The organism is Capnocytophaga cynodegmi, assembly GCF_002302475.1.
In the GTDB taxonomy this organism is placed as follows: domain Bacteria; phylum Bacteroidota; class Bacteroidia; order Flavobacteriales; family Flavobacteriaceae; genus Capnocytophaga; species Capnocytophaga cynodegmi.
The window spans coordinates 1,287,129-1,308,881 of the sequence record NZ_CP022378.1 but is presented as its reverse complement, the minus strand read 5'-3'; the positions used below and the strand labels follow the sequence as shown (position 1 = coordinate 1,308,881).

Here is a 21,753-nt window from a genome sequence, read left to right as displayed (position 1 = left end):
TAGGAATATTGCATATTGAAAAGCGAATTATTTAACTAAAAAAATTTCAATCTAATTGTTTTGCGAAATGTTTTGAATCAGAATAATATGTTTTTAGTTAAAAGGACGTTTATGCTGTTTTTGTAAATTTTTATTGCGTATGGTTACCTTTTTGTGTAACCAAATATGATTTGAAACTATTTTGTGTATTGAAAAATCTTTCATAATTTAGCTACCTTAAAAAGGACTTCTATCTATGGAAAAAGAGTTAAAAATTTCGGTCATTGGAGGAGGAAGTTGGGCAACGGCATTAACTAAGATACTAACTACCAACCTTTCGCAGGTATGTTGGTATATGCGGAATAGTTCGGCAATTGAACATATCAAAAAAACAAATCATAATCCTAATTATATAACCGATGTTGAGTTCGATATAAATAAATTGAAGCTAACCGATGATATTAATGAGGCTGTTGCATATGGAGACTACTTAGTCTTTGCCATTCCGTCGGCGTTTTTAAGTTCAGAGCTTCAAAAGTTACACCTTCCGTTATCGGACAAAACTATTTTCTCTGCCATTAAGGGCATCGAACCCCAAAGTGGTTTGATTGTCGGTGAATATTTCCACAAAATACATCAAGTACCTTACGATAACATCGGTGTAATTGCCGGTCCGTGCCACGCAGAAGAAGTTGCCCTCGAAAGGCTATCCTATTTAACCATAGCGTGTTTCAATCAGGATAAAGCAAATACAATGGCACAGGCAATGAAAACCTATTATGTCAAAACAAAGCTATCAGATGATGTTATTGGAATTGAATACGCCGCAATGTTAAAGAACATTTACGCCATTGCAGCTGGAATTGCCCACGGATTGGGTTATGGCGACAATTTTCAAAGTGTTTTGATGAGTAACGCCATACGTGAAATGCGTAGATACATTAAAAGAATCCATAAAATAAAACGAAACATCAATAATTCAGCTTATTTAGGTGATTTATTGGTTACGAGTTACTCTCTTTTTAGTCGAAACAGAACATTCGGAAATATGATTGGCAAAGGATATACTGTAAAGAGTGCAATTATGGAAATGAATATGGTTGCTGAAGGGTATTACGCCGTAAAAAGTGCCTATGAAATCAATAATAATCATTTTCGAAGAAGTCGTACTCCCATTTTAGACGCAGTGTATCATATTTTATATGAAAATAAGAAAGCAAAAAAGGTATTTGCAGAACTAACAAATCATTTGAATTAACTTCTGAGGTTAATTAAAATGAAATTCTCTAAAAAGGAAATTTGTTTCTGGATAAATAATATATATCAACTAAAAAAGGAATTCCTTTTTTGTTTAATTGAAATAAAATAGACTCAAAAGGAAGTTTGATTTGTTATTTTAAAAATTAGTTATCCTAAAAAGGGAATTTGAATTAGGATTTTAATTTTATATTTGTTTTGTTTGTTAGTATGATTGAAGTGAAATATTTTATTTTAGCTTAGTATTTAACTCCGATTTGATGTAAATAAAATCATTTCTCTTTAAAAGGCAGTTTGTTTTAGTATTTTTAAATTTAAATTAGCTGATTTAATCTTCCTTTTGAAGATAAATAGAATATATTAGCATAATAAAGAAATAATTTCAAGGAAAAATAAAAATAAATAAGTATAATTAAACTAAATTTCTAAGTTATGAAAAATAATAATTTGGTAGCCTTAGATATGTCTAAGCTACATAATGTAGAGTTATATCAGTTGATGAGTCGTTTTTTAGACGATTTTTTTAAAAGTAATCTGGATTTGGAAAAAGATGGGGATTTTAAAAGATTAATTGAGTCATTAAAAACTCAATTACCTATTTTTAATGCTGCATCTAATCAATTAAGAGCTAATAATGACTCTTCTAAAATCAGAAATGCCGATAATGAACGAGGAAGTGCTTTCAAATCGTTAAAAAATGCCTTAAGAGCCTATCAGAGTACAAAAGAAGCAAATGAAAAAGAGGCATATGATGCTATTAATTTGGTTCTTTCAGAATATAAAGGCTTAGAAAGTAGTAGTTATGAGGTACAAACAAATCGTATTGTCAATTTGGTTGAACGTTTGAAGTCGGACACTTATAAAAAGCATATAAAGGAGCTTTCAATTGAGAAATTTGTAACTCGTTTGGAGAATTCAAATACCCATTTTGATGAACTTTTTGCAAAACGCTCTTTTGAGGGTTCCCAAAAGCAAAATTATGATACAAAAATCATTAGAAAGTCTATCTTAGAGGATTACAGAAAGTTAGTTAACTATGTTTATGCCATTGCTGAGGTAAGAGAAGATAATTTTTATAAAGATACCTTAGTTATTATTAATAATTCACGCAGATATTTCGCTGATACTATCCTTTCTCGAAGAACGAAAAAGAAAGATACCAAAAAGGAGAATAAACAAGATAAAACTGAAATGTAAAATAATAGATTGAAGCACATTTTTTGTTTATTTAAATAGAAAATAGCTATATCTGAATGCCTAATTAGCCTATCATTGATACGATAAATTATTAATTTAACACCATTATGATTAAAATAAAACAAATATTGTTAGCAGGACTAACGTCTTTGCTTGTTTGGAGTTGTGAGGAGAAAAAAAATACTTCGAAAGAGGCTGATGCAGTTTCTGAGGAGCAAAAAGCGTTTACTTTTTCGACTTGGATAACTTATGACAGGGAAAAAAGTAACACAAGTTATCACGAGGAATTTAAAAAATACAAAGAACACGGCATTACTGAGGTTTTAGTAAATACAGAAGCCAATGCAGAGGCACTCAAACGACTTGTTCCGATAGCAAAACAAGAAGGAATTAAACTCCACGCGTGGATAATGACTGTAAATCGCCCTGGAGATAAGGTCGCTTTGGAACATCCTGAATGGTATATGGTCAGTAGGGAAGGCAAATCGTGCCACGATGTTCGTCCTTACGTTGATTATTATCAGTGGTTATGCCCCACGCGCACAGAATCCCGAGAACATATCCTGAATCTGGTCAGCCAACTTGCAGACGTGGAAGGTATAGAGAGTGTTCACTTGGATTATATTCGTTTTCCTGATATTTATCTCCCGATAGGGCTATTACCAAATTATAATCTTGTTCAGGAAGAAGAATTACCCCAATTTGATTTCTGTTATTGTGATGCGTGTACCTCTGAATTTGAGAAATTACATCATAAGAACCCAAAATCATTCTCAAATCCGGCTATTGATATGGAATGGAAGCAATTTCGTTTGAATAAAATACGTGATTTGGTTAATGAGGCTTCAGAAATAGTACATAAAAAGGGTAAAAAAATTACAGCAGCCGTATTTCCTTATCCCGAAATGGCTGACCATATGGTAAGACAACGTTGGGATAAATGGAATATAGATCGCGTATATCCGATGATATATCATAACTTCTATAATGAGGAAACTGATTGGGTAGGATTTGCAACCAAACAAGGAGTTGAGGATTTAAAAAATAATAACACCGAATTACATACAGGGATTTATGTGCCACCAATTTCAGCAGACGAATTAAGAAAGGCGATTCTGTTTGCTAAAGATAACGGAGCTACAGGAGTTTCCTTTTATGATGGTCCTGAAATTACAGAAGAACAATTAAAGGTAATTCAGGAATTAAGCAAATAAATTTAGGATATTTCTGTTTGTCAAATAAGGTAAACTAATTTTTAGTTTCTTCGTTTGATAAACAGAAATATTATTTTTAAAATAAATTAACCATAAAATTAGTATATTATGAATAGAATGTTTTTAGTATTGCTCATTGCATTTACCTCATTATCTTTTTCATATTCTCAGCAGATTGAAATTAAGAAAGTATTTGGTGAAAATAGATTTTACCAAGATGGAAAGCGTCTGTATATGAAAGATGTAATTACATTAATGGAAAACAATCAGGAGGCTTTAGAACTTATGAAAAAATCCAGACAAAACTATAACATAGCTATCCCTATTGCTTTTAGCGGAGGCGGTTTGATTGGTTGGAATTTAGGTAAATTAATTTCAGGAGGCAAACCGAATTGGGTTGTGGCAGGAATAGGAGCTGGATTAGTAGGGGTAACCATCAAACTAAACTCAAATGTAAATAAATATTCGAAACAGGCTGTCGAGATATATAATTCTTCTTTAAATAAAGATAGTTCATACAGATTTCACCCTGAATTTAATTTAATTTCCAACGGAATGGGAATAGGATTAGCTGTAAAATTTTAAAAAACTTCCAAAAGTAGTTCTACATAGGGCTACCAATATTGTACAGGCATAATAGTGCATACTTCTATTGATTTTAAAAATAAATGATAATATAAAAAATTTAATTAAAAGCTAAATTATTTGCTTTTTTTATTATTTTATGTTATGTTTGTCGATAATATTTATTGAATTTATTTTTATAAATGATAAAAATTTATTGAATAAATATCTATTTCCAGAAAAGTGTAGCATATCATTATTTTTTTAACATAAAAACTGGCTTCGTATGAAAAAAGGACTTGTATTATTTTTCGTTTTACTAACCGCTGTGGTTTGGGGACAAAAAGACGTTACAGGAGTGGTAAAAGACCAGCAGGGCGTGCCCATTATAGGGGTGAATGTCGTTATCAAAGGAACTAGTAAAGGAGTTTCCACTGATTTTGAAGGTAATTTTGTGTTGTCAGCCAAAGAAGGAAATGTGCTTGTGTTTTCGGCAATTGGTTACAAAACGCAGGAGAAAAAAGTGATGAAAAACGGAGCTTTTATCTCTGTTGTGATGGAAGAGGATTTGATGGAAATAGGCGAGGTGGTTGTTACAGGTTATCAGACTGTTGACCCTACCAAAGTGGCTACTTCTTATACTAAAATTGACATTAAAAACTTTGAGCGAAGAGGAACACCCGATGTTATTTCAGGGATAGAGGGGCTTTCGGCTTCTTTGGTTTTGTCCAACAATCCGAATAACCCGACAGGTTCTAAGGAATTTTCTATTCGTGGGGTTTCTACACTCTCTGGAAGTTCACGTCCGCTTATTGTTCTGGACGGATTCCAGTACGAAGGCAAATTAGAAGATATCAATCCGTATGAGGTAGAGAGTATTACCTTGCTTAAAGATGCTGCTTCGGCTTCTATTTATGGGGCGAAATCTTCTAACGGAGTTATTGTTATCAATACTTATAAGGGGAAAGAAGGAAAAACACAAGTGCGTTACACAAGTAATTTGACTTTTCAGGATAAAAGAGACTTAGATTATGTAATGAATCGGGTTTCTTCGTCTAAATTGGTGGATATTCAACATCAGTATGCCCAAAGTATTGATCCTTACGTTAAAAACTACAGAAATCTTTTAGAAACTAATGACCCTACTGCTTCATACAATGCGGGGACTACCAATCGGGTGTATTATCTTTACGGATTGAAAAAATATGGATATATCACAGACCAAGAGTTTAATAATCAATTAGATTTACTAAAATCGTACGATAACACAAAAGATATTGAGCGATTATATTTGCAAAGCCCAATTACCAATCAGCAAAACATATCGGTATCTGGTGGTTCTGAAGCATTCAAATATAGAACTTCATTGAATTGTACTCATAGTACAAAGGATATTAAAAATAATGAAACCCAAAGATTTATATTTGATTTTGTTTCTAATTTGAAATTTAGTTCCAAAGTGAATTTGGATTTTCAAATGGGGCTTATCTCAAATAATAACTCATACAAGCTCATTGAAGATGGTCAACGTATTTTAGAAGGAAGTGATATTTTTCACTTGAGTTCTTACGACCGATTGTTTGATGCCAATGGAAATTCTCTTAGTGTGTTTAAACCAAAACTAGATGTAGGAACTAATTCCGGAGGACTTTTTGGAGGGAAAGATCCTTATGAAATCGAAAGATTAGTAGCTGCAGGGCTTTTAGATGAAACCTATTATCCAGCACTTGACTTTGGTAAATATACAACTAAAGAAAACGATTGGACAGCACACATACAAGGGCTTTTGAATGTTGAACTTACTGAAGGATTAGTTGCTAAAATAGGTGGGCAATTAAGAAAGAAAGTTGAAAAGAGAAGCAATATGGCGGCAAGAGATTCTTGGTATATGAAAAGCCTTATCAATAACACGACGCCTTTGTCATTTAGTGGAGATGTGAAAGATTTAACTATCCCTTATGGGGCTCGTTTGAGAGAGGGGAGAGGAGAAACGCTGAATTATTTGTTTAGAACTCAGTTGGAATACAAAAAAACATTTGGTGAACACAATCTGCATTTGTTCGCTGGAGCTGAAATTCAAGAAGATAAGTTAGAACTAACTAAAGTAGATCGCTTAGGATATGATCCAAAATCAAACATATATATTAATACAAACTACAAAAAACTACAAGATGATATCGAAGATGTATATCACCCTGACCGAAACATCGCAAGTGGGATTCCTTTTGATGAAGGTTTTCAGGAAACTCAAAACAGGTATGTAGCAGCATACTCTAACTTTACGTATCTTTATACTGATAAATATGTTGTTTCAGGAAGCATACGTATGGATCAATCCAATCTTTTTGGAACAGATCCTAAATATCGATACAAACCCTTTTGGTCATTGGCAGGACGTTGGCGTTTGGGAGAAGAGGCTTTCTTAAAAGATAAAAATATGAAACTTGATTTGCGTGTCTCTTACGGAGTAAATGGAAATATTGCTAATAAATACGGACCTTTTGATATTGCAGAAAAGGGATTTGAATATCGTGCGGGAAATATTTCAGCATTGAAAATAGAAAATTTAAAAATTAATAATTTGCGATGGGAAAGATCAGAAACAGCCAATTTTGGAGCAGATTTGTCTTTCTTTGATAATCGTTTAGGATTGGTGTTGGATTATTATCGAAAAAATACCACTGATGCCTTGGCTGAAATAGAGTCAGACCCTACTTATGGTTCTAACTTCATTGACCGCAATGATGCGTCGTTAATTAATAATGGGTATGAAGTAATGCTAACCTCTCAAAATATACGTTCAAAAGATGTTTTATGGGAAACACAGCTTTTCTTCAGATACAATAAGTCGAAAGTTACCCAAGCAAGTTTTAACACGAATAAAGGAAAAGCTTATAAGTATGCTGGTCAGGTTCTTAACATAAAGGACAGTGAGCCAAACTCTTTATATGTATTTGATTATGGGGGTGTTAGTGATACTGGAGATGCACAAATTCGTAAGGCAGATGGTAGTTTGGTAAAAGTACAAAATAATTATCAAGCTCCAAATTTATTTAATTATGACGATTTGAAACCAGCGGGAACAGTTTTGCCTAAGTATGTGGCTTCTATTAATAATAACTTTTCTTACAAAGGAATAAGGCTTTCTTTCCTATTTCTTTATCAAGGAGGACACATTATGCTCAAAGATAGTTATAATGGTTCTCCAATAGGAAATTACATTGTACTTATAAACAAAGATACTGAAAGAGCTTGGCAAAAACCTGGTGACGAATCTTTTACAGATATTCCAAAATTGAACTCTGTTATATATAGCAGTATTATCAAAGGTTCAACCAAAAATGTGTTACCAGCTGATTTTATCCGATTAAGAGATGTTGTTTTAAGTTATACTTTGCCAACAAGTCTTTTAGGAAATCTCAAAATTAAAGAGCTTACGCTTAATATGAGAGCAGGAAATTTGTGGTTGTGGACTAAAAACAAAGAAGGTATCGACCCTGAAACACAAGGATTGGGTGTTAGAACTGCCAGAATACCTAAAAGTTATACAATGGGGATTAATCTAATCTTTTAAATCTTAGAAAAATGAAAAAGTTATATTTTTTAACAATATTAATAGGTATTGCTACCTCGTGTGATAAATATTTGGATATTGAGCCAAAAGGTTCAGTAATACCTACTACTGTAGAAGACTATGATTTGCTTATGAATAGTGTCCATTCTACTTCCAATGAGAGTGTTTTGGCACTTACCGCAGATGATTTTGATATGAGGTTTAAAGATGGTGATATAAAACAACCAGATAATCAGGAATTTCAAATGTATTCGTGGGGAGATTTACGTTTCTACAACCCAACATATCCTGTTAATGCTTGGAATTCTGCGTATGTAAATATCTATACTAATAATAAAGTTATTAACGAGGTAATGCAATCAAATCTTTCGATGGGATATACCGAAGCGGATAAATTGTCAATACAAGCAGCAGCATACTACAACAGAGCTCTAGATTATTTTTTCCTGACAAATATCTTTGCTAAAGCATATTCGTCTTCTGCTAATACAGATTTGTCCGTGCCTATTGTTACCATTGCTGATGCTACGCAATCTGGGTTAGACAGGGCTTCTGTTTCGCAAGTTTATGAATTTATTATCAGTGATTTAGAAAAAGCAATGGAGAATCTTCCTGCCAAATCAAAAACACACGTTCGCCCAAATATTGGTTCAGTATATTCCCTATTATCAAGAGTATATCTTTACAAAGGCGATTATGAAAAATCATTGGAATATGCGAACAAAGCTATTGAAATTAACTCAGTTGTGTTGGGTGATTACGTCAATAGTGATCCTAAAACAATTGACAAAATATATCGAAAAGAACAATATTCAGTTCGTTATTTTGGGAATACCAAAGCCTATCAGGGAGCATTATCTACTGCACTGAAAAACATTTTGGATACGAAACAAGATACTCGTTACTACCAGTTTTTTACATATTATGCAAATTATGGAATGGAATACAAAACAACAAGAACAGAACCCAATGCGGCTCCTTCTGTGGGTGAAATGTACATAACTCGTGCTGAATGTTATGCTCGTTTGGGTAAAAAAGATTTGGCAATCGCCGATTTGAATACGTTACGCGAAAAACGCCTTAAAAATTACACACCTTTGCAATCTGCTGATTTTTCGTCAGATAAAGATTTGATAAAATTCTGTTTGGAGGAACGAAGACGAGAAACTTTCCAATCACATTTACGCCTGTTTGATGTGAAGCGAATGAATTTGGAGCCTGATTTTGCAACCACACTTGTAAAGGAATTTCAGGGAGAAACTTACAAAGCTGAACCAAATTCAGGCAAGTTGGTATTACCTATTCCAGCACAAGTAATGAAATTCAATCCCTCTTGGAAGAATAATTAATTTATGTGATGAAAAAAATAAGCATACTTTTGGCTTTTGCTATGGTAGTTGGCTGTGGTACGCCAGATAAAAAAGGCAATTTACTTTCGGGAAAAGTTTCAGGAAATACCAATAAGTTATCGGTTAATTTGCCTGTTGACGGAAAATATTTTGCAGGTAATAATCAGGAAATCAACATTAAAAAAGACGGAAGCTATTCTGTTGAAATTCCTGAGGCAACAATCGGAATGGTTTTTTTACACAATCACTTTGTTCCAGCCTATTTGTTTGTGGATAAGCAAGAACAATATGTTGTGGATTTTCAGGGCGAAGAAGTTATCTACAATTCTGATAATCAAAAAATGTTTCAATTGCTTAATGATTTGGATTTGTTTGCTGATGTTCGAAGCACGGTAGATGTGGAAAAGCATACGGACTTGGAGAGTAAAACCAAGTATTATTCCGAATTATTGCAGCAAAGAAAAGAAATTCTGGATAAAGCTCGTGAAGAATTGCAACTTTCTGAAGTGGCTTATGAAAAGTTGAAAAATCTGGTAGCATTGAAAGTAGCTGACTTGCAATCTGCTGATTTTTTCTTTACATTCCGGCTTTTTTATGAGCAAACTCCCGAAAAAAATAAGGAATTTGCTGATGTATATTTGAATTCTTGGGAAGAAATTTACGAAAAAGCCTTTCAAAACCCCGATTTATCGGCGTATGATGGTCAAACTGCCTTTCTTTCGCGTTACAGGATGCTACAGGATGTTAAAAATACAGGAACTTTGCAGTTTGAATTATCTGAAAAGCCTTATTTCATTCGTGAAATTGATTTTTTCCGAACAAATTTACCTCAAAATTTAGTTGAGTATGCTTGGGCAAATACAATGTACGAAGGGCTGATGCAAGGAAATTTTGAAAAAGAATGGATTGCTAATTTCGAAGAATTTAAAACACAATTTCCAAGTAGCAAACTCACGGATTTGCTTATTCCTTATGTAAATAAAGTTGTTGAGTATCACAGTAGTGAGAAAGGTTTTTCTGTAAATTTTGTAGAAAACTATCAAAACATCAATTCCTTAGGTGAATTTTTTGCAAAATATCAAGGAAAAGTGCTTTACATTGATATTTGGGCGACTTGGTGTGTGCCTTGCCGTAAAGAATTACAATATTCTAAGGAAAATCATCCCACTTTGGAAGCGATGGGCGTGATTCCTGTTTATCTCTCGATTGATAAAAATAGTGCTGATAATCAATGGAAAACAATGATTAAAAATTTGAAATTGGAAGGTGTTCATATCAGAGCCAACGAAGCACTTCAAAAGGAATTGGGCGAGTTTGTTAAGGCAATTCCTCACTATATCATTGTTGGGAAAGATGGTAAAATTAAAGAGAAATCAGCCAAGCGTCCTAGTGATAAACAAGATTTATTCGACCAATTAAATAAGTACTTATAGTTTAGTTATTTAGAAGTTTTTTTGAATTCGTTACAAAACTTATTTTTCACTTTTCAAGAGTTTTGTAACGAGTTCTTTTTTTGTGACGTTGCCATAGAATTGCTGGTAAAGTTTTGTATTTTCTACAAATAAATAAAATATTTATTATCAATTTATTGGAAATTCGGTCTGCTTAATTTAAAAATTAGACTTTTGTATTTTGCTTTCAACTTATTTTTCGTATCTTTGCCTCCGAATCCTCAAAACGCTTTGAGGATTTTTCGTTTTTTTAAAAATAAAGAAATTATGAGTAACGTATCGTATTACACCGCTGATGGTTTAAAAAAGTTGAGAGAAGAACTTAATCAACTGAAAGATGTTGAACGCCCTAAGGCTTCGCAAGCTATCGCTGAAGCAAGAGATAAAGGAGATTTATCTGAAAATGCCGAATATGATGCAGCCAAAGAGGCTCAAGGACTTTTGGAGATGAAAATAGCTAAGTTGGAAACGCTTTTAGCAAATGCCAGACTGATTGATGAATCGCAACTTGATACGTCAAAAGTGTTGGTGCTTTCAACGGTTAAGATAAAAAACTTGAATAATAATATGCAAATGACATATACTTTGGTTGCTGAAAGTGAAGCTGATTTAAAGTCAGGAAAAATTTCTGTGAGTTCTCCTATTGGCAAAGGCTTATTGGGTAAATCTGTTGGGGAAATAGCAGAGATAAATGTTCCTAACGGAATTTTAAAAATGGAAATTTTAGAAATTACCAGATAGAAGTCTTATGGCAACAATTTTTACAAAAATCATAAATGGAGAAATTCCGTGCTACAAAATTGCAGAAGATGACGATTTTATAGCCTTTTTGGATATCAATCCGAATGCCAAAGGACACACACTTTGTGTTCCCAAAAAAGAAGTTGATAAAATTTTTGATTTGGAAGATGAGCTGTACTTGAAGTTGATGATTTTCTCTAAAAAGATAGCTAAAGCACTAGAAAAAGCTATTTCTTGTGATAGAGTAGGAGTAGCGGTTATAGGATTGGAAGTACCTCACGTTCACGTACATCTGATTCCTATCAACAGAATGGAAGAGATGACTTTTAACGAAAAAGTAAAGCTTACAGATGGCGAATTTAACAAAATAGCTGAACAGGTTAGGAAATTTCTTTTAGACTAGCTATTTGTTGACATAGCATTTGTGTGTTAAATATTTGTTAGGAATTATTTTAAACTTGGAAAATTAGCGCTGATATTATACTTTTGGCGTTGGTTATTCTAACCAAAAATGTAGCATTTTAGAAAAGGAGTGAATACACGCAAAAAGTTCAAGTTTAAAAGTTGTTATAAATAAAAACTAAATAATGAAAAGAGTATTAATTTTATTTTGTGTAAGTTTGATGTTGTTTTCTTGTGCATCAAGGGATAAGGTAGCTTACTTTACCAATGCTAAGAATAACAAGGTGGAAACATTGAAATCCTATGTTTCAAGACTTCAACCAGATGATTTGTTGAGTATCATAGTGAACTCCAAAAGTGAAGAATTGCTTAGTGAATTCAACAGAGGGTTGGTAACACTTCAGCCTTCTTTGGGAGCAAGAGTATCACAGTCAATGTTACAAACATATTTGATAGATAAGGATGGGTATATTCATTATCCAACTATTGGTAAAATAAAGTTGGGAGGTCTAACAAGGCAAGAAGCTGTAGATTTGCTTACAAATGCTATAAAGCCTTACATAACAGATGCTACAATCAATCTGAGAATTTTGAATTTCAAAGTAACAGTAGAAGGTGAAGTTAATCGACCTGGTACCTACACTATAGAATCAGAAAGAATAACACTTCTTCAAGCTTTAAGTCTTGCTGGAGATTTGACAATCTATGGTAAGAGGAAGAACATTTTGATCATACGAGAGCAAGATAATCAACGAGTTTATAAAACTGTTGATATCACTTCTACAGATTTTATGAATTCTGAGTACTACTACTTAAACCAAAATGACATTGTTTATGTAGAACCAAATAAAACGAGAGTTAATTCTTCAGTTGTCGGACCTAATACAACCACAATTATTTCGTCTATTTCAGTGCTTGTAGCTGTGGTAGCTTTAATAGTGAATATAAGTAGATAATTTTTATGGATAATAAAGAAAAATTTAGCTCAGAAACATCAGAAAATTTTAATTTTATGGAGCAAATAACTCCATATGTTTCTCGTTGGAAATGGTTTGTAGCTGGAGGCTTTTTGGCTTTATTGGTTGCGTTCTTATACTTGAGGTATGCAACCCCGCTTTATAAAGCATCAACGATAATTATGCTTAAAGATGAAAATAAAGGAGGAACTGTCAATGAATTCTCAATCCTTTCCGATTTGAATATTGGAGTTAAGGATAATGTTGAAAATGAAGTAGAAGTATTGCGTTCCAGAACGCTATCAGAGAAAGCGGTCAAAAAACTTAACTTGAATGTATCTTATTTTCCTCTAGGGAAGAAAAAACCAGATTTGTACAAAGAATCTCCAGTAAATGTTACAGTAGACAAATTATCGGAGTCTTTTGAGAAAGAAACTCCTTTAGAGTTAGAAATTAAAGGATTAAATGATATTGCCTATAATCTTTACAATGATGGAAAGTTATTGGGAAAATATAACTATGGAGATGCAGTTAAAAATGAAATAGGGCAGTTTACAGTAAACAAGTCTGAGCAGTATTTTAGAAAACCAGATTTCGGTTTATCTGTAGAACTTGATGGAGTAGAAAATACAGCTCAGACATATAGAAAAGTATTGAATGTAAATCTACTTGGAAAAAATACTAGCGTTTTGGAACTTTCATCAACAAATTCAAATAAGGAGAAAGCAATAGACTATTTGAACGCTCTTGTTGAAATTTATAATTCAGATGCGATTGCTGACAGACGTTTTATATCTGAAAACACTTCTGATTTTTTAACCCAACGTCTTGATATTCTTACTAAGGAAATAGATGCAGTTGAGAAAACTACTGAAAAGTTCAAGAAAGATAATCAGGTTACAGATATTGTTTCTGAGGCTAATCTATATACTCAAAATACGAGTGAATTTGAGAAAAGATACTTAGATATTAACACTCGTGTTGAGTTAATTGACAATGTAATAAAAGGATTTATTGATACGGAAACAACAGGGAAGACTTTCCCTATGTTGGATGCTCTTACAGCAGACCCTGCGTTGTCAGAAGCAATTAATGAGCACAATAAGTTAGTTTTATCTCGTAATGAATCAGCGGTTAATGCAGGTCCTGAGAACTTTAGGATAAAACAAATGGATGAGCAAATCAAATCGCTAAAAAAAGCCATTAAAGAAAACCTTATATTGTTGAAGTCTAACTTGAATATACAAAAATCAGATATTAGTAGACAACAAAGAGTATTGAGTGGTAGAGTTAGTTCAGTACCTACTTTGGAAAGAGAATTTCGAGAAATTACAAGACAACAAGGTGTAAAAGACGCGTTATATCTGTACTTATTGGAGAAAAGAGAAGAGGCAGAGATTTCTACAGTTGCTTTAGCACCTAATGCTAAGGTAATTGATAGAGCGTTCTCTTCAAACATTCCAGTATCTCCTAAAAAGATGATAATTTATCTAGCAGCTTTGATACTTGGTTTAGTTATTCCTTTTACAATCATATATCTTAGTACTTTATTAGATAATAAAATCAAGAATAAGTCTGATGTGGAGAAATATCTATCTGCTCCATATTTAGGGGATGTACCTCATACCAAGTCAGATGATAAAATCATTAAGGCTAATAGTAACTCCGAGTTTGCTGAAGCACTTCGTATCATCAGGACTAATATGGATTTTATTCTTGGTAATATTGCGGAAAACAGAAGTAAGTCTATATTTGTAACTTCAAGTTTACCGAAAGAAGGTAAAACCTTTATGGCAATGAATCTTGCAGGGACGTTTGCTCTTTCTGGTAAAAAGACTTTACTTATTGAAATGGATATCCGTAATCCTAAAATAGGTCAATATTTAAAATTACCTTCACAAGGCCTTACTAATTATCTGGCATCAAGTGATATAGACATCAACTCTGTGATAGTTAAAGTTCCAGATTTCAAAGAATTATATATAATTCCAGCAAAAGTAGTTCCGCCAAATCCAGCAGAATTGCTTATGAATCCGAAGCTTACAGAAATGTTTGAATATCTGAAGACAAAGTTTGATTACATAATCGTTGATACGGCTCCTGTGAATTTAGTTGCAGATACTCTGTTAACGGCAAAAAATGCGGATGCATTTGTTTATGTAGTAAGAGAAAATCAAACAACTAAGGAAATGCTTCAAAAAGCACAAAAATTGCATAAAGAGAATAAACTTCCTAATATGTGTGTGTTATTGAATGACACAACTGTTAAAGCTAACGATAGCTATGGTTATGGTTATTTTCAGGACAAACACCGAAACAAACCTTGGTGGAAGAGAATATTAGGATAATTTAATTATCAAGATAAAAAGAGCTGATTATATCAGCTCTTTTTATTTTAAAGCTTTCAAAAACGCTTAAGGATTGTTATAAAGTGACTTTTCATATTTGAAAAATTACCATAACTCATTTTAAAATCCTACTTATTATATTATTACATACATAATTGAAATAGAGAGAAATTAATGTAAAAAAAATCTTTATTTTTTTGCTTTTATGATGTATTGTATTTAATTTTGTTACCATAAATAATTAACAAAAATAAACATTATGAAAGCAAAAAAAGTATTATTTTTGGTGCTGTTATTGGGGTATTTTCATATTTCAGTAGCACAGGTGTTTTCAATAAAAGGGACCATTACTGATGATAAAGGTATTCCTCTTATCAGTGTGAATATTTTGGTCAAAAATTCCACTCGAGGAACTGTTTCCAATTTTGATGGAAATTATGAAATTGAGGCTAAAGAGGGAGATGTCCTAATTTTTAGCTCTATTGGATTTATTACGCAAGAAAAGAAAGTTTCTGCTAAAACGCCAACTATCAATATTTCTTTAAAGGAAGATACACAACAACTTGATGAAGTAATTGTTGTAGGTTTCGGTACGCAGAAAAAGGAAAATCTTACGGGGTCAGTAACCTCTGTCAATGCGAAAGTACTTGAAGCACGTCCTGTAAATACTGCAGTTCAGGCACTTCAAGGAGCCGTTTCTGGTATGAATTTCAATATTGGCAAAGGGGGTGGAGAGCTTAATAATAATTTAGGTTTTGATATTAGGGGAGCGGGAACTATTGGTTCAGGTTCTACAGCCAAACCATTGGTACTCATTGATGGAATGGAAGGAGATATTAATACAATCAACCCACAAGACATTGAAAGCATTTCTGTATTGAAGGACGCCGCATCTGCTTCTATTTATGGTTCAAGAGCACCTTTTGGTGTGATATTGGTAACCACAAAGTCAGGAAAAGAAGGTCGAGTAGTGATAAACTACAGCAATAATTTTCGTTTTAGTAATCCAATAAATATTCCAAAGATGCTAGACTCTGAAAGTTTTGCATATTATTGGAATGATGCTGATTTGAATTCAGGTAGTGAGCCCACCTTTACACCAGATATTATTGAAAAAATAAAGCTCTATAAAGAAGGTAAAATCACTGAAGCAACTGACTGGAATGATAAAAATGGCGATTGGAATAAAGGAGCTAAAAGTTGGGCAAATGTAGATTGGTTTAAAGAAGCATATCGAGAATGGGCTCCTGCCACGGAACACAATTTCAGCATTCGTGGAGGAACGGAAAAAACAAATTATTATGTATCTGCTGGTTTGCTTAATCAAGAAGGACTATTCAGATATAATACAGATACTTTTGACAGATACACTTTCAATGCAAAACTTTCTTCTCAAATTCTTCCGTATTTGCGATTGAATTACAATGGTAGATTTACCCGAACAGGTTATGAAAGGTCTTCTTTTTTGATAGGATATGATGGGTTGTTTTTCCACAATATAGGACGTAAGTGGCCTACATTGCCCAAATACGACCCTAATGGTCACTATATCTTCAATAATGATTTGGCAAATTTTGAAAACGGAAGAGCTAAGGACAGAAATGACATAATGGTACAGCAGTTAGCTCTTGTATTCACTCCTATTAAGAATTGGGTTACTAACGTAGAATTGAATTACAGTTTGGACAACGAACACAGCCATATTCCTTGGTTGCCAATTTACAGATATGATAAAGAAGGCAGACCAATTCCCGCAGCACTTATAGAAGGGTATTTCAACAATCCTGGAGCTTCCCGAATCTATGAGTCCACAAAAACAACAGACTTTTACAATGTAAATATCTATACATCTTATCAAAAAGAAATCAATGGTCACGTCTTGAAAGGAATGGTAGGTTTCCAATCCGAATTGCAAAAGACTCGTTTTTTATCAGCTTCACGTGAAGGAGTTTATAATACAGATGTACTTGCAATTGACGCAACAGGAAGTGAAAATGATAATGTTAGAGGGAATTATCAACATTGGGCAACTTCAGGATTTTTCGGTAGGTTCAATTACGATTACAAGGGTAAATATTTGTTTGAAGGAAATGTCCGTTATGATGGTACCAGTAGATTCTTAAAAGATCAACGTTGGAATACTTTTGTTTCAGCTTCTGCTGGATGGAATATTGCCAAAGAAAACTTTTGGGCAAGTTTGGGCGGATTTGGAAAAAACGTATCTGAATTTAAGTTAAAAGCTTCTTACGGTGAATTAGGAAATCAAAATACTGATAATTGGTATCCGTTCTATTCAAAAATGAAATTACGACCCTCTGACGGAAGTTGGTTCTTAAATGGTCAAAAACCTAACGTAGCTTATGCACCAGATTTAATATCTACATCATTAACTTGGGAAAAAGTTGCCTCTTGGAATGCAGGGATTGATATATCAGCCCTTCAAAATAGACTTAGTTTATCTTTCGAAATATTTAAAAGAACCACATACAATATGGTGGGACCAGCTCCACAGCTTCCTCCTACATTAGGTATTAAACCTCCACAAATTAACAATACGGATATGGAATCAAAAGGATTTGATGCTCAAATTTCGTGGAGAGACCGTATAGGAGAAGATTTTTCGTACGGAATAGCTTTTAACCTTACCGATAGTCGGCAACAAATAACTAAGTATCCTAATGAAATAGGAAGTTTGTCTGCTCCATATTATTCGGGGAAATATATAGGAGAAATTTGGGGCTATACCACACGAGGAATCGCAAAAACTGATGAAGAAATGGCTGACTGGGTGAAAAAACACAGCCAAAACCGATTGGGAAGTGATTGGAGAGCAGGAGATATTATGTACGAAAATCTTGATGGTAAAGATGAAATTAGTGATGGTGCCAATACCTTAGCTGATCACGGAGACTTAAGAATCATAGGTAATAGCACTCCTCGTTATAACTATGGGTTGATGCTTGACTTTAAGTATAAAAATATTGATTTTAGTTTATTTCTACAAGGAACAGCTAAAAGAGATTACTACATTAACACACCTCACTTTAGGGGAGCAAATGGTCCAAATAGCTTCTATAAAGCACAAGCACACGCTTTTCCTGAGCATTTAGATTATTTCCGACCTGAGGGAACAAATCATCCGTTGGGAGCAAATGTTGATTCCTATTATCCAAGACCATCATTTACAAGAGGTTCTAAAAACTTCCATACACAAACAAGATGGCTGCAAGATGCCTCCTATCTTCGTGTGAAAAATATTCAAATGGGGTACACCTTCTCTTCAGATATTATGAACACTATTGGTATGGATAAACTACGCATCTTCGTATCAGTTGAAAATGCTTTTACATTTACAAAATTAGCTAAGATGTTTGATCCTGAAGCTCTTGAAGCTAGGTTGGGAGGAACTGGAAAAGTTTATCCTCTTTCTCGTGTAATTTCTACAGGACTTAGTATAACTTTCTAAAAAATAAAATTATGAAATTCGTATATAAAACAATACTTACGACGTTATTAGTGGGAATGGTTTCTTGCAATGATTTTCTTGAAAGAGAACCTTTGTCTGATATTTCTCCAAAACAATTTTTTGAAACAGAATCGGATTTAGCCTCATACACCATTGCGTGTTATAACTTTCCTACACACGCAGGTTGGGGGGCAGGAACTTTCGTTATTGATAACGGAACTGATAATCAAGCAGGGGTAAATGCTTCCGAAAGATGGAAAAAAGGAGAATGGCGTGTTCCTCCAGCTAATACAAAAGATAGACAAGGAAATGAAAATGATAATGAGCACGAATTTTCTTTTGTAAAAATCAGAAGTATCAATTATTTCTTAGAACAAGCTGAACCTAAAATAACACAAGGAAAGGTAAAAGGGAATATAGTTAATATTAACCATTATTTGGGAGAGGCTTATTTTCTAAGAGCTTATGAATATTTCAAGAAACTTAGAAATTTTGGAGATTATCCAATCATAAAAAATGTTCTTTCGGATGATAAACAAGCCCTTATTGAAGCTGCACGTCGTCGTCCTCGTAACGAAGTTGCAAGATTTATTTTGGAAGATTTGGATAAAGCAGTAAGTTTACTCAAACCAAGTCCTGTTGAAAATAAAAACAGAATCAGTAAAGAAGTTGCATTGCTATTACGCTCAAGAGTAGCACTTTATGAAGGAACTTGGCTTAAATATCACAAAGGAACTGCTCGTGTTCCAGGAGGACCAGACTGGCCAGGAGCAAAGGCTTCTCATCTTTCAGGATTTTCCATTGATATAGATTCGGAAATAGATTATTTTCTGACAGAGGCAATGGTTTCTGCAAAAGAAGTAGCTAACGGGACGACATTAACGCCAAATAATCACGTTTTGTCTGGGAAAGAGGTCTTCAATAATCCATATTTCAAAATGTTTGGAGATGTAAATATGGCGTCATATTCCGATGTGCTTTTGTGGAGAGGATATAATGCAGAGCAAAATGGAGGGCATAGAGTAATGAATTACATTAAGTTAGGGGCTGGTTCAGGATATACACGTGGTTTTGTTGATTCGTTTTTAACAATCAACGGATTGCCTATTTATGCTGATGGAAACTATCAAGGAGATGCAACTTTATCAAAAGCTAAACAAAATCGAGATGAGCGATTGCAGCTTTTTATGCGTTCTCCTGGTGATTATATTGCATTAACTCCGATTGAAACTGTGGCGGATTATCCTGATTTTTTAATTGTGTCAGAACAAAAATCTGTGACAGGATACAACATTTCAAAAGGGCTGAATGTTAATTCTAATTATTTAGAAACTACTAATTTAACAGAAACGGGAAGTATCGTTTACAGATTATCTGAAGCATATTTAAATTATATAGAAGCCTCTTATGAGAAAAACGGCTCTCTTGATGGTACTGCACTTGATTATTGGGGGAAACTTCGTACAAGGGCAGGACTTCCGCAAGACCCTAATGTAACTATTTCTGCCACTGATTTAAGCAAAGAGAACGATTGGGCTAAATACTCCGCTGGAAAGTTAGTTGATCCGACATTATATAACATTCGTCGTGAGCGTCGTTGCGAGTTTATGGCAGAAGGAATGCGTTACGATGATTTGAAGCGTTGGAGAGCTTTGGATCAAGTTCAAAATTATCAAATAGAAGGAATGAATCTTTGGGCTGAAATGCATAATGAACCTTTCTATAAAAATGCAGATGGAACAAGTAAATTCAAAACACTTCCTGATTCACAACCTAATATGTCTTCTTCTACTTTAAGTATGCACGTTCGTCCGTATCAGGTGGTTCAAGCAAATAATGTTTATTATGATGGTTTTACTTGGACACCAGCACATTACTTGGTGCCAATCGCGTATGAAAATTTCTTGCTAACTTCCTCAAATGGAAATGTATCATCATCTGAAATTTATCAAAATCCAGGTTGGCCAGTATCTCCAAATGGGGTTCCTGAATAAAATATAGTCTTTAACAATTAACTATAGATATTATCGTCTTACTTAAATTATGTTGGTGCCAGTACTAAACGATTTTGTAAGTATTGGCACCAATTTGTTTTATATCCAAAAAATACTGAATTCTTTTTGTTTCAATGACTCTTTTTTGCTAACTTTGAGGCAATGAAAATTAAAACTTAAAACTTTGAGAAATGGCTAAAAAAACGTATCAAACAATGGGTGAGTTTATCATCCAAAACCAAAAGGATTTTAAATATTCCACAGGAGAACTTACCAGACTTTTGAGCTCTATTCGATTGGCTTCCAAGGCTGTAAATCGAGAGGTGAATAAAGCGGGATTAGTAGAAGATATTTTAGGCGATATGGGTGAAGAAAACATTCAAGGCGAAGTTCAAAAAAAATTAGATGTTTTCGCTAATGAAATTTTCATAAAAGCTCTGACGCAACGCGAAGTAGTTTGCGGAATTGCCTCTGAAGAAAACGAATTTTTTATTCCTGTAGAAGCTTCTGAAAACAGCCATTTAAGCAAATATGTGGTGCTTATCGACCCTCTTGATGGTTCAAGTAATGCTGATGTAAATGTAACAGTTGGAACTATTTTTTCAATCTACCGAAGAATTACTCCAGAAGGAACGCCAGTGCAATTGGAGGATTTTTTACAGCCAGGAAATCAGCAGGTTGCAGCGGGTTATATCGTTTACGGGCTTTCTACTATGCTCGTTTACACTACAGGCAGAGGAGTAAATGGCTTTACGTTAGACCCTTCCATCGGGACTTATTATCTCTCGCACCCCAATATGCAATTCCCCAAAGAAGGCTCTATCTACTCCATAAATGAAGGCAATTACGTCCATTTTCCGCAAGGAGTGAAAGATTATATAAAGTATTGTCAAGAGTTGGAAGAAAATCGTCCTTATACATCACGATACATAGGTTCTTTGGTGTCTGATTTCCATAGAAATATGCTAAAAGGAGGAATTTATATTTATCCTTCGGGAACACGTACGCCACAAGGAAAATTGCGTTTGCTTTACGAGTGTAATCCTATTGCATTTTTAACGGAACAAGCTGGAGGAAAAGCCTCTGATGGTTATAATCGAATTATGGATATTCAAGCAACCACTTTGCACCAACGTGTACCTTTTTTCTGTGGTTCGGTAAATATGGTAGAAAAAGCAGAGGAGTTTATGGCAAAATATCCCGAAGATAAACCAGTTTATTAAAAAATTTTAGTTAATGTGTTCCCATAATTGTTATAGAT

At 33.8% G+C, this 21,753-nt stretch carries 14 protein-coding genes; all 14 read left to right on the top strand.

The window, feature by feature from the left end:
* The first annotated feature begins 235 nt into the window (after nt 1-235).
* The 14 genes from CGC48_RS05740 to fbp all read left to right on the top strand — a co-directional run bounded on the left by CGC48_RS05740 (nt 236) and on the right by fbp (nt 21,715).
* The gene (locus CGC48_RS05740; protein ID WP_018278164.1) at nt 236-1,237 is read left to right on the top strand and encodes an NAD(P)H-dependent glycerol-3-phosphate dehydrogenase; all 1,002 of its coding nucleotides are present in this window, start codon (nt 236-238) and stop codon (nt 1,235-1,237) included.
* 431 nt (nt 1,238-1,668) lie between these two features.
* Nucleotides 1,669-2,433 (top strand): DUF6261 family protein, encoded by a 765-nt coding sequence (locus tag CGC48_RS05735; protein WP_041992020.1) that lies wholly within the window; start codon nt 1,669-1,671, stop codon nt 2,431-2,433.
* Between the two features lie 107 nt (nt 2,434-2,540).
* Entirely contained in the window at nt 2,541-3,647 is a 1,107-nt protein-coding gene (locus CGC48_RS05730) for a putative glycoside hydrolase (protein WP_098028819.1), read from the top strand.
* Between the two features lie 108 nt (nt 3,648-3,755).
* Entirely contained in the window at nt 3,756-4,232 is a 477-nt protein-coding gene (locus CGC48_RS05725; protein WP_098028818.1) for a hypothetical protein, read from the top strand.
* A gap of 265 nt (nt 4,233-4,497) precedes the next feature.
* Nucleotides 4,498-7,785 (top strand): SusC/RagA family TonB-linked outer membrane protein, encoded by a 3,288-nt coding sequence (locus CGC48_RS05720; protein WP_098028817.1) that lies wholly within the window; start codon nt 4,498-4,500, stop codon nt 7,783-7,785.
* A gap of 11 nt (nt 7,786-7,796) precedes the next feature.
* Nucleotides 7,797-9,134, top strand: coding sequence for a RagB/SusD family nutrient uptake outer membrane protein (locus CGC48_RS05715; protein WP_098028816.1), 1,338 nt, complete (start codon nt 7,797-7,799; stop codon nt 9,132-9,134).
* A gap of 8 nt (nt 9,135-9,142) precedes the next feature.
* Nucleotides 9,143-10,567, top strand: coding sequence for a TlpA family protein disulfide reductase (locus CGC48_RS05710; protein ID WP_098028815.1), 1,425 nt, complete (start codon nt 9,143-9,145; stop codon nt 10,565-10,567).
* A gap of 285 nt (nt 10,568-10,852) precedes the next feature.
* Nucleotides 10,853-11,326: a transcription elongation factor GreA gene (greA, locus tag CGC48_RS05705; RefSeq protein WP_041992081.1), complete on the top strand. Its 474-nt coding sequence runs from the start codon at nt 10,853-10,855 to the stop codon at nt 11,324-11,326.
* 7 nt (nt 11,327-11,333) lie between these two features.
* Nucleotides 11,334-11,729 (top strand): HIT family protein, encoded by a 396-nt coding sequence (locus tag CGC48_RS05700; RefSeq protein WP_098028814.1) that lies wholly within the window; start codon nt 11,334-11,336, stop codon nt 11,727-11,729.
* A 184-nt stretch (nt 11,730-11,913) separates the two neighbouring features.
* Entirely contained in the window at nt 11,914-12,684 is a 771-nt protein-coding gene (locus CGC48_RS05695) for a polysaccharide biosynthesis/export family protein (RefSeq protein ID WP_232780575.1), read from the top strand.
* A 56-nt stretch (nt 12,685-12,740) separates the two neighbouring features.
* Nucleotides 12,741-15,032: a GumC family protein gene (locus tag CGC48_RS05690; protein ID WP_198537157.1), complete on the top strand. Its 2,292-nt coding sequence runs from the start codon at nt 12,741-12,743 to the stop codon at nt 15,030-15,032.
* Nucleotides 15,033-15,291: 259 nt separating this feature from the next.
* Complete coding sequence (locus CGC48_RS05685; RefSeq protein ID WP_098028811.1) at nt 15,292-18,498, top strand: SusC/RagA family TonB-linked outer membrane protein; 3,207 nt, start codon at nt 15,292-15,294, stop codon at nt 18,496-18,498.
* Nucleotides 18,499-18,509: 11 nt separating this feature from the next.
* Nucleotides 18,510-20,492, top strand: a complete 1,983-nt coding sequence (locus CGC48_RS05680) for a RagB/SusD family nutrient uptake outer membrane protein (protein ID WP_098028810.1) — start codon at nt 18,510-18,512, stop codon at nt 20,490-20,492.
* A 191-nt stretch (nt 20,493-20,683) separates the two neighbouring features.
* Nucleotides 20,684-21,715, top strand: a complete 1,032-nt coding sequence (fbp, locus tag CGC48_RS05675) for a class 1 fructose-bisphosphatase (protein WP_018278153.1) — start codon at nt 20,684-20,686, stop codon at nt 21,713-21,715.
* Nucleotides 21,716-21,753 lie beyond the last annotated feature (38 nt).

Bases quoted from the DNA above. Each gene is read 5' to 3' on its own strand.
- CGC48_RS05740 (WP_018278164.1), top strand. From the start codon at position 236: ATGGAAAAAGAGTTAAAAATTTCGGTCATTGGAGGAGGAAGTTGGGCA.
- CGC48_RS05735 (WP_041992020.1), top strand. From the start codon at position 1,669: ATGAAAAATAATAATTTGGTAGCCTTAGATATGTCTAAGCTACATAAT.
- CGC48_RS05730 (WP_098028819.1), top strand. From the start codon at position 2,541: ATGATTAAAATAAAACAAATATTGTTAGCAGGACTAACGTCTTTGCTT.
- CGC48_RS05725 (WP_098028818.1), top strand. From the start codon at position 3,756: ATGAATAGAATGTTTTTAGTATTGCTCATTGCATTTACCTCATTATCT.
- CGC48_RS05720 (WP_098028817.1), top strand. From the start codon at position 4,498: ATGAAAAAAGGACTTGTATTATTTTTCGTTTTACTAACCGCTGTGGTT.
- CGC48_RS05715 (WP_098028816.1), top strand. From the start codon at position 7,797: ATGAAAAAGTTATATTTTTTAACAATATTAATAGGTATTGCTACCTCG.
- CGC48_RS05710 (WP_098028815.1), top strand. From the start codon at position 9,143: ATGAAAAAAATAAGCATACTTTTGGCTTTTGCTATGGTAGTTGGCTGT.
- greA (WP_041992081.1), top strand. From the start codon at position 10,853: ATGAGTAACGTATCGTATTACACCGCTGATGGTTTAAAAAAGTTGAGA.
- CGC48_RS05700 (WP_098028814.1), top strand. From the start codon at position 11,334: ATGGCAACAATTTTTACAAAAATCATAAATGGAGAAATTCCGTGCTAC.
- CGC48_RS05695 (WP_232780575.1), top strand. From the start codon at position 11,914: ATGAAAAGAGTATTAATTTTATTTTGTGTAAGTTTGATGTTGTTTTCT.
- CGC48_RS05690 (WP_198537157.1), top strand. From the start codon at position 12,741: ATGGAGCAAATAACTCCATATGTTTCTCGTTGGAAATGGTTTGTAGCT.
- CGC48_RS05685 (WP_098028811.1), top strand. From the start codon at position 15,292: ATGAAAGCAAAAAAAGTATTATTTTTGGTGCTGTTATTGGGGTATTTT.
- CGC48_RS05680 (WP_098028810.1), top strand. From the start codon at position 18,510: ATGAAATTCGTATATAAAACAATACTTACGACGTTATTAGTGGGAATG.
- fbp (WP_018278153.1), top strand. From the start codon at position 20,684: ATGGCTAAAAAAACGTATCAAACAATGGGTGAGTTTATCATCCAAAAC.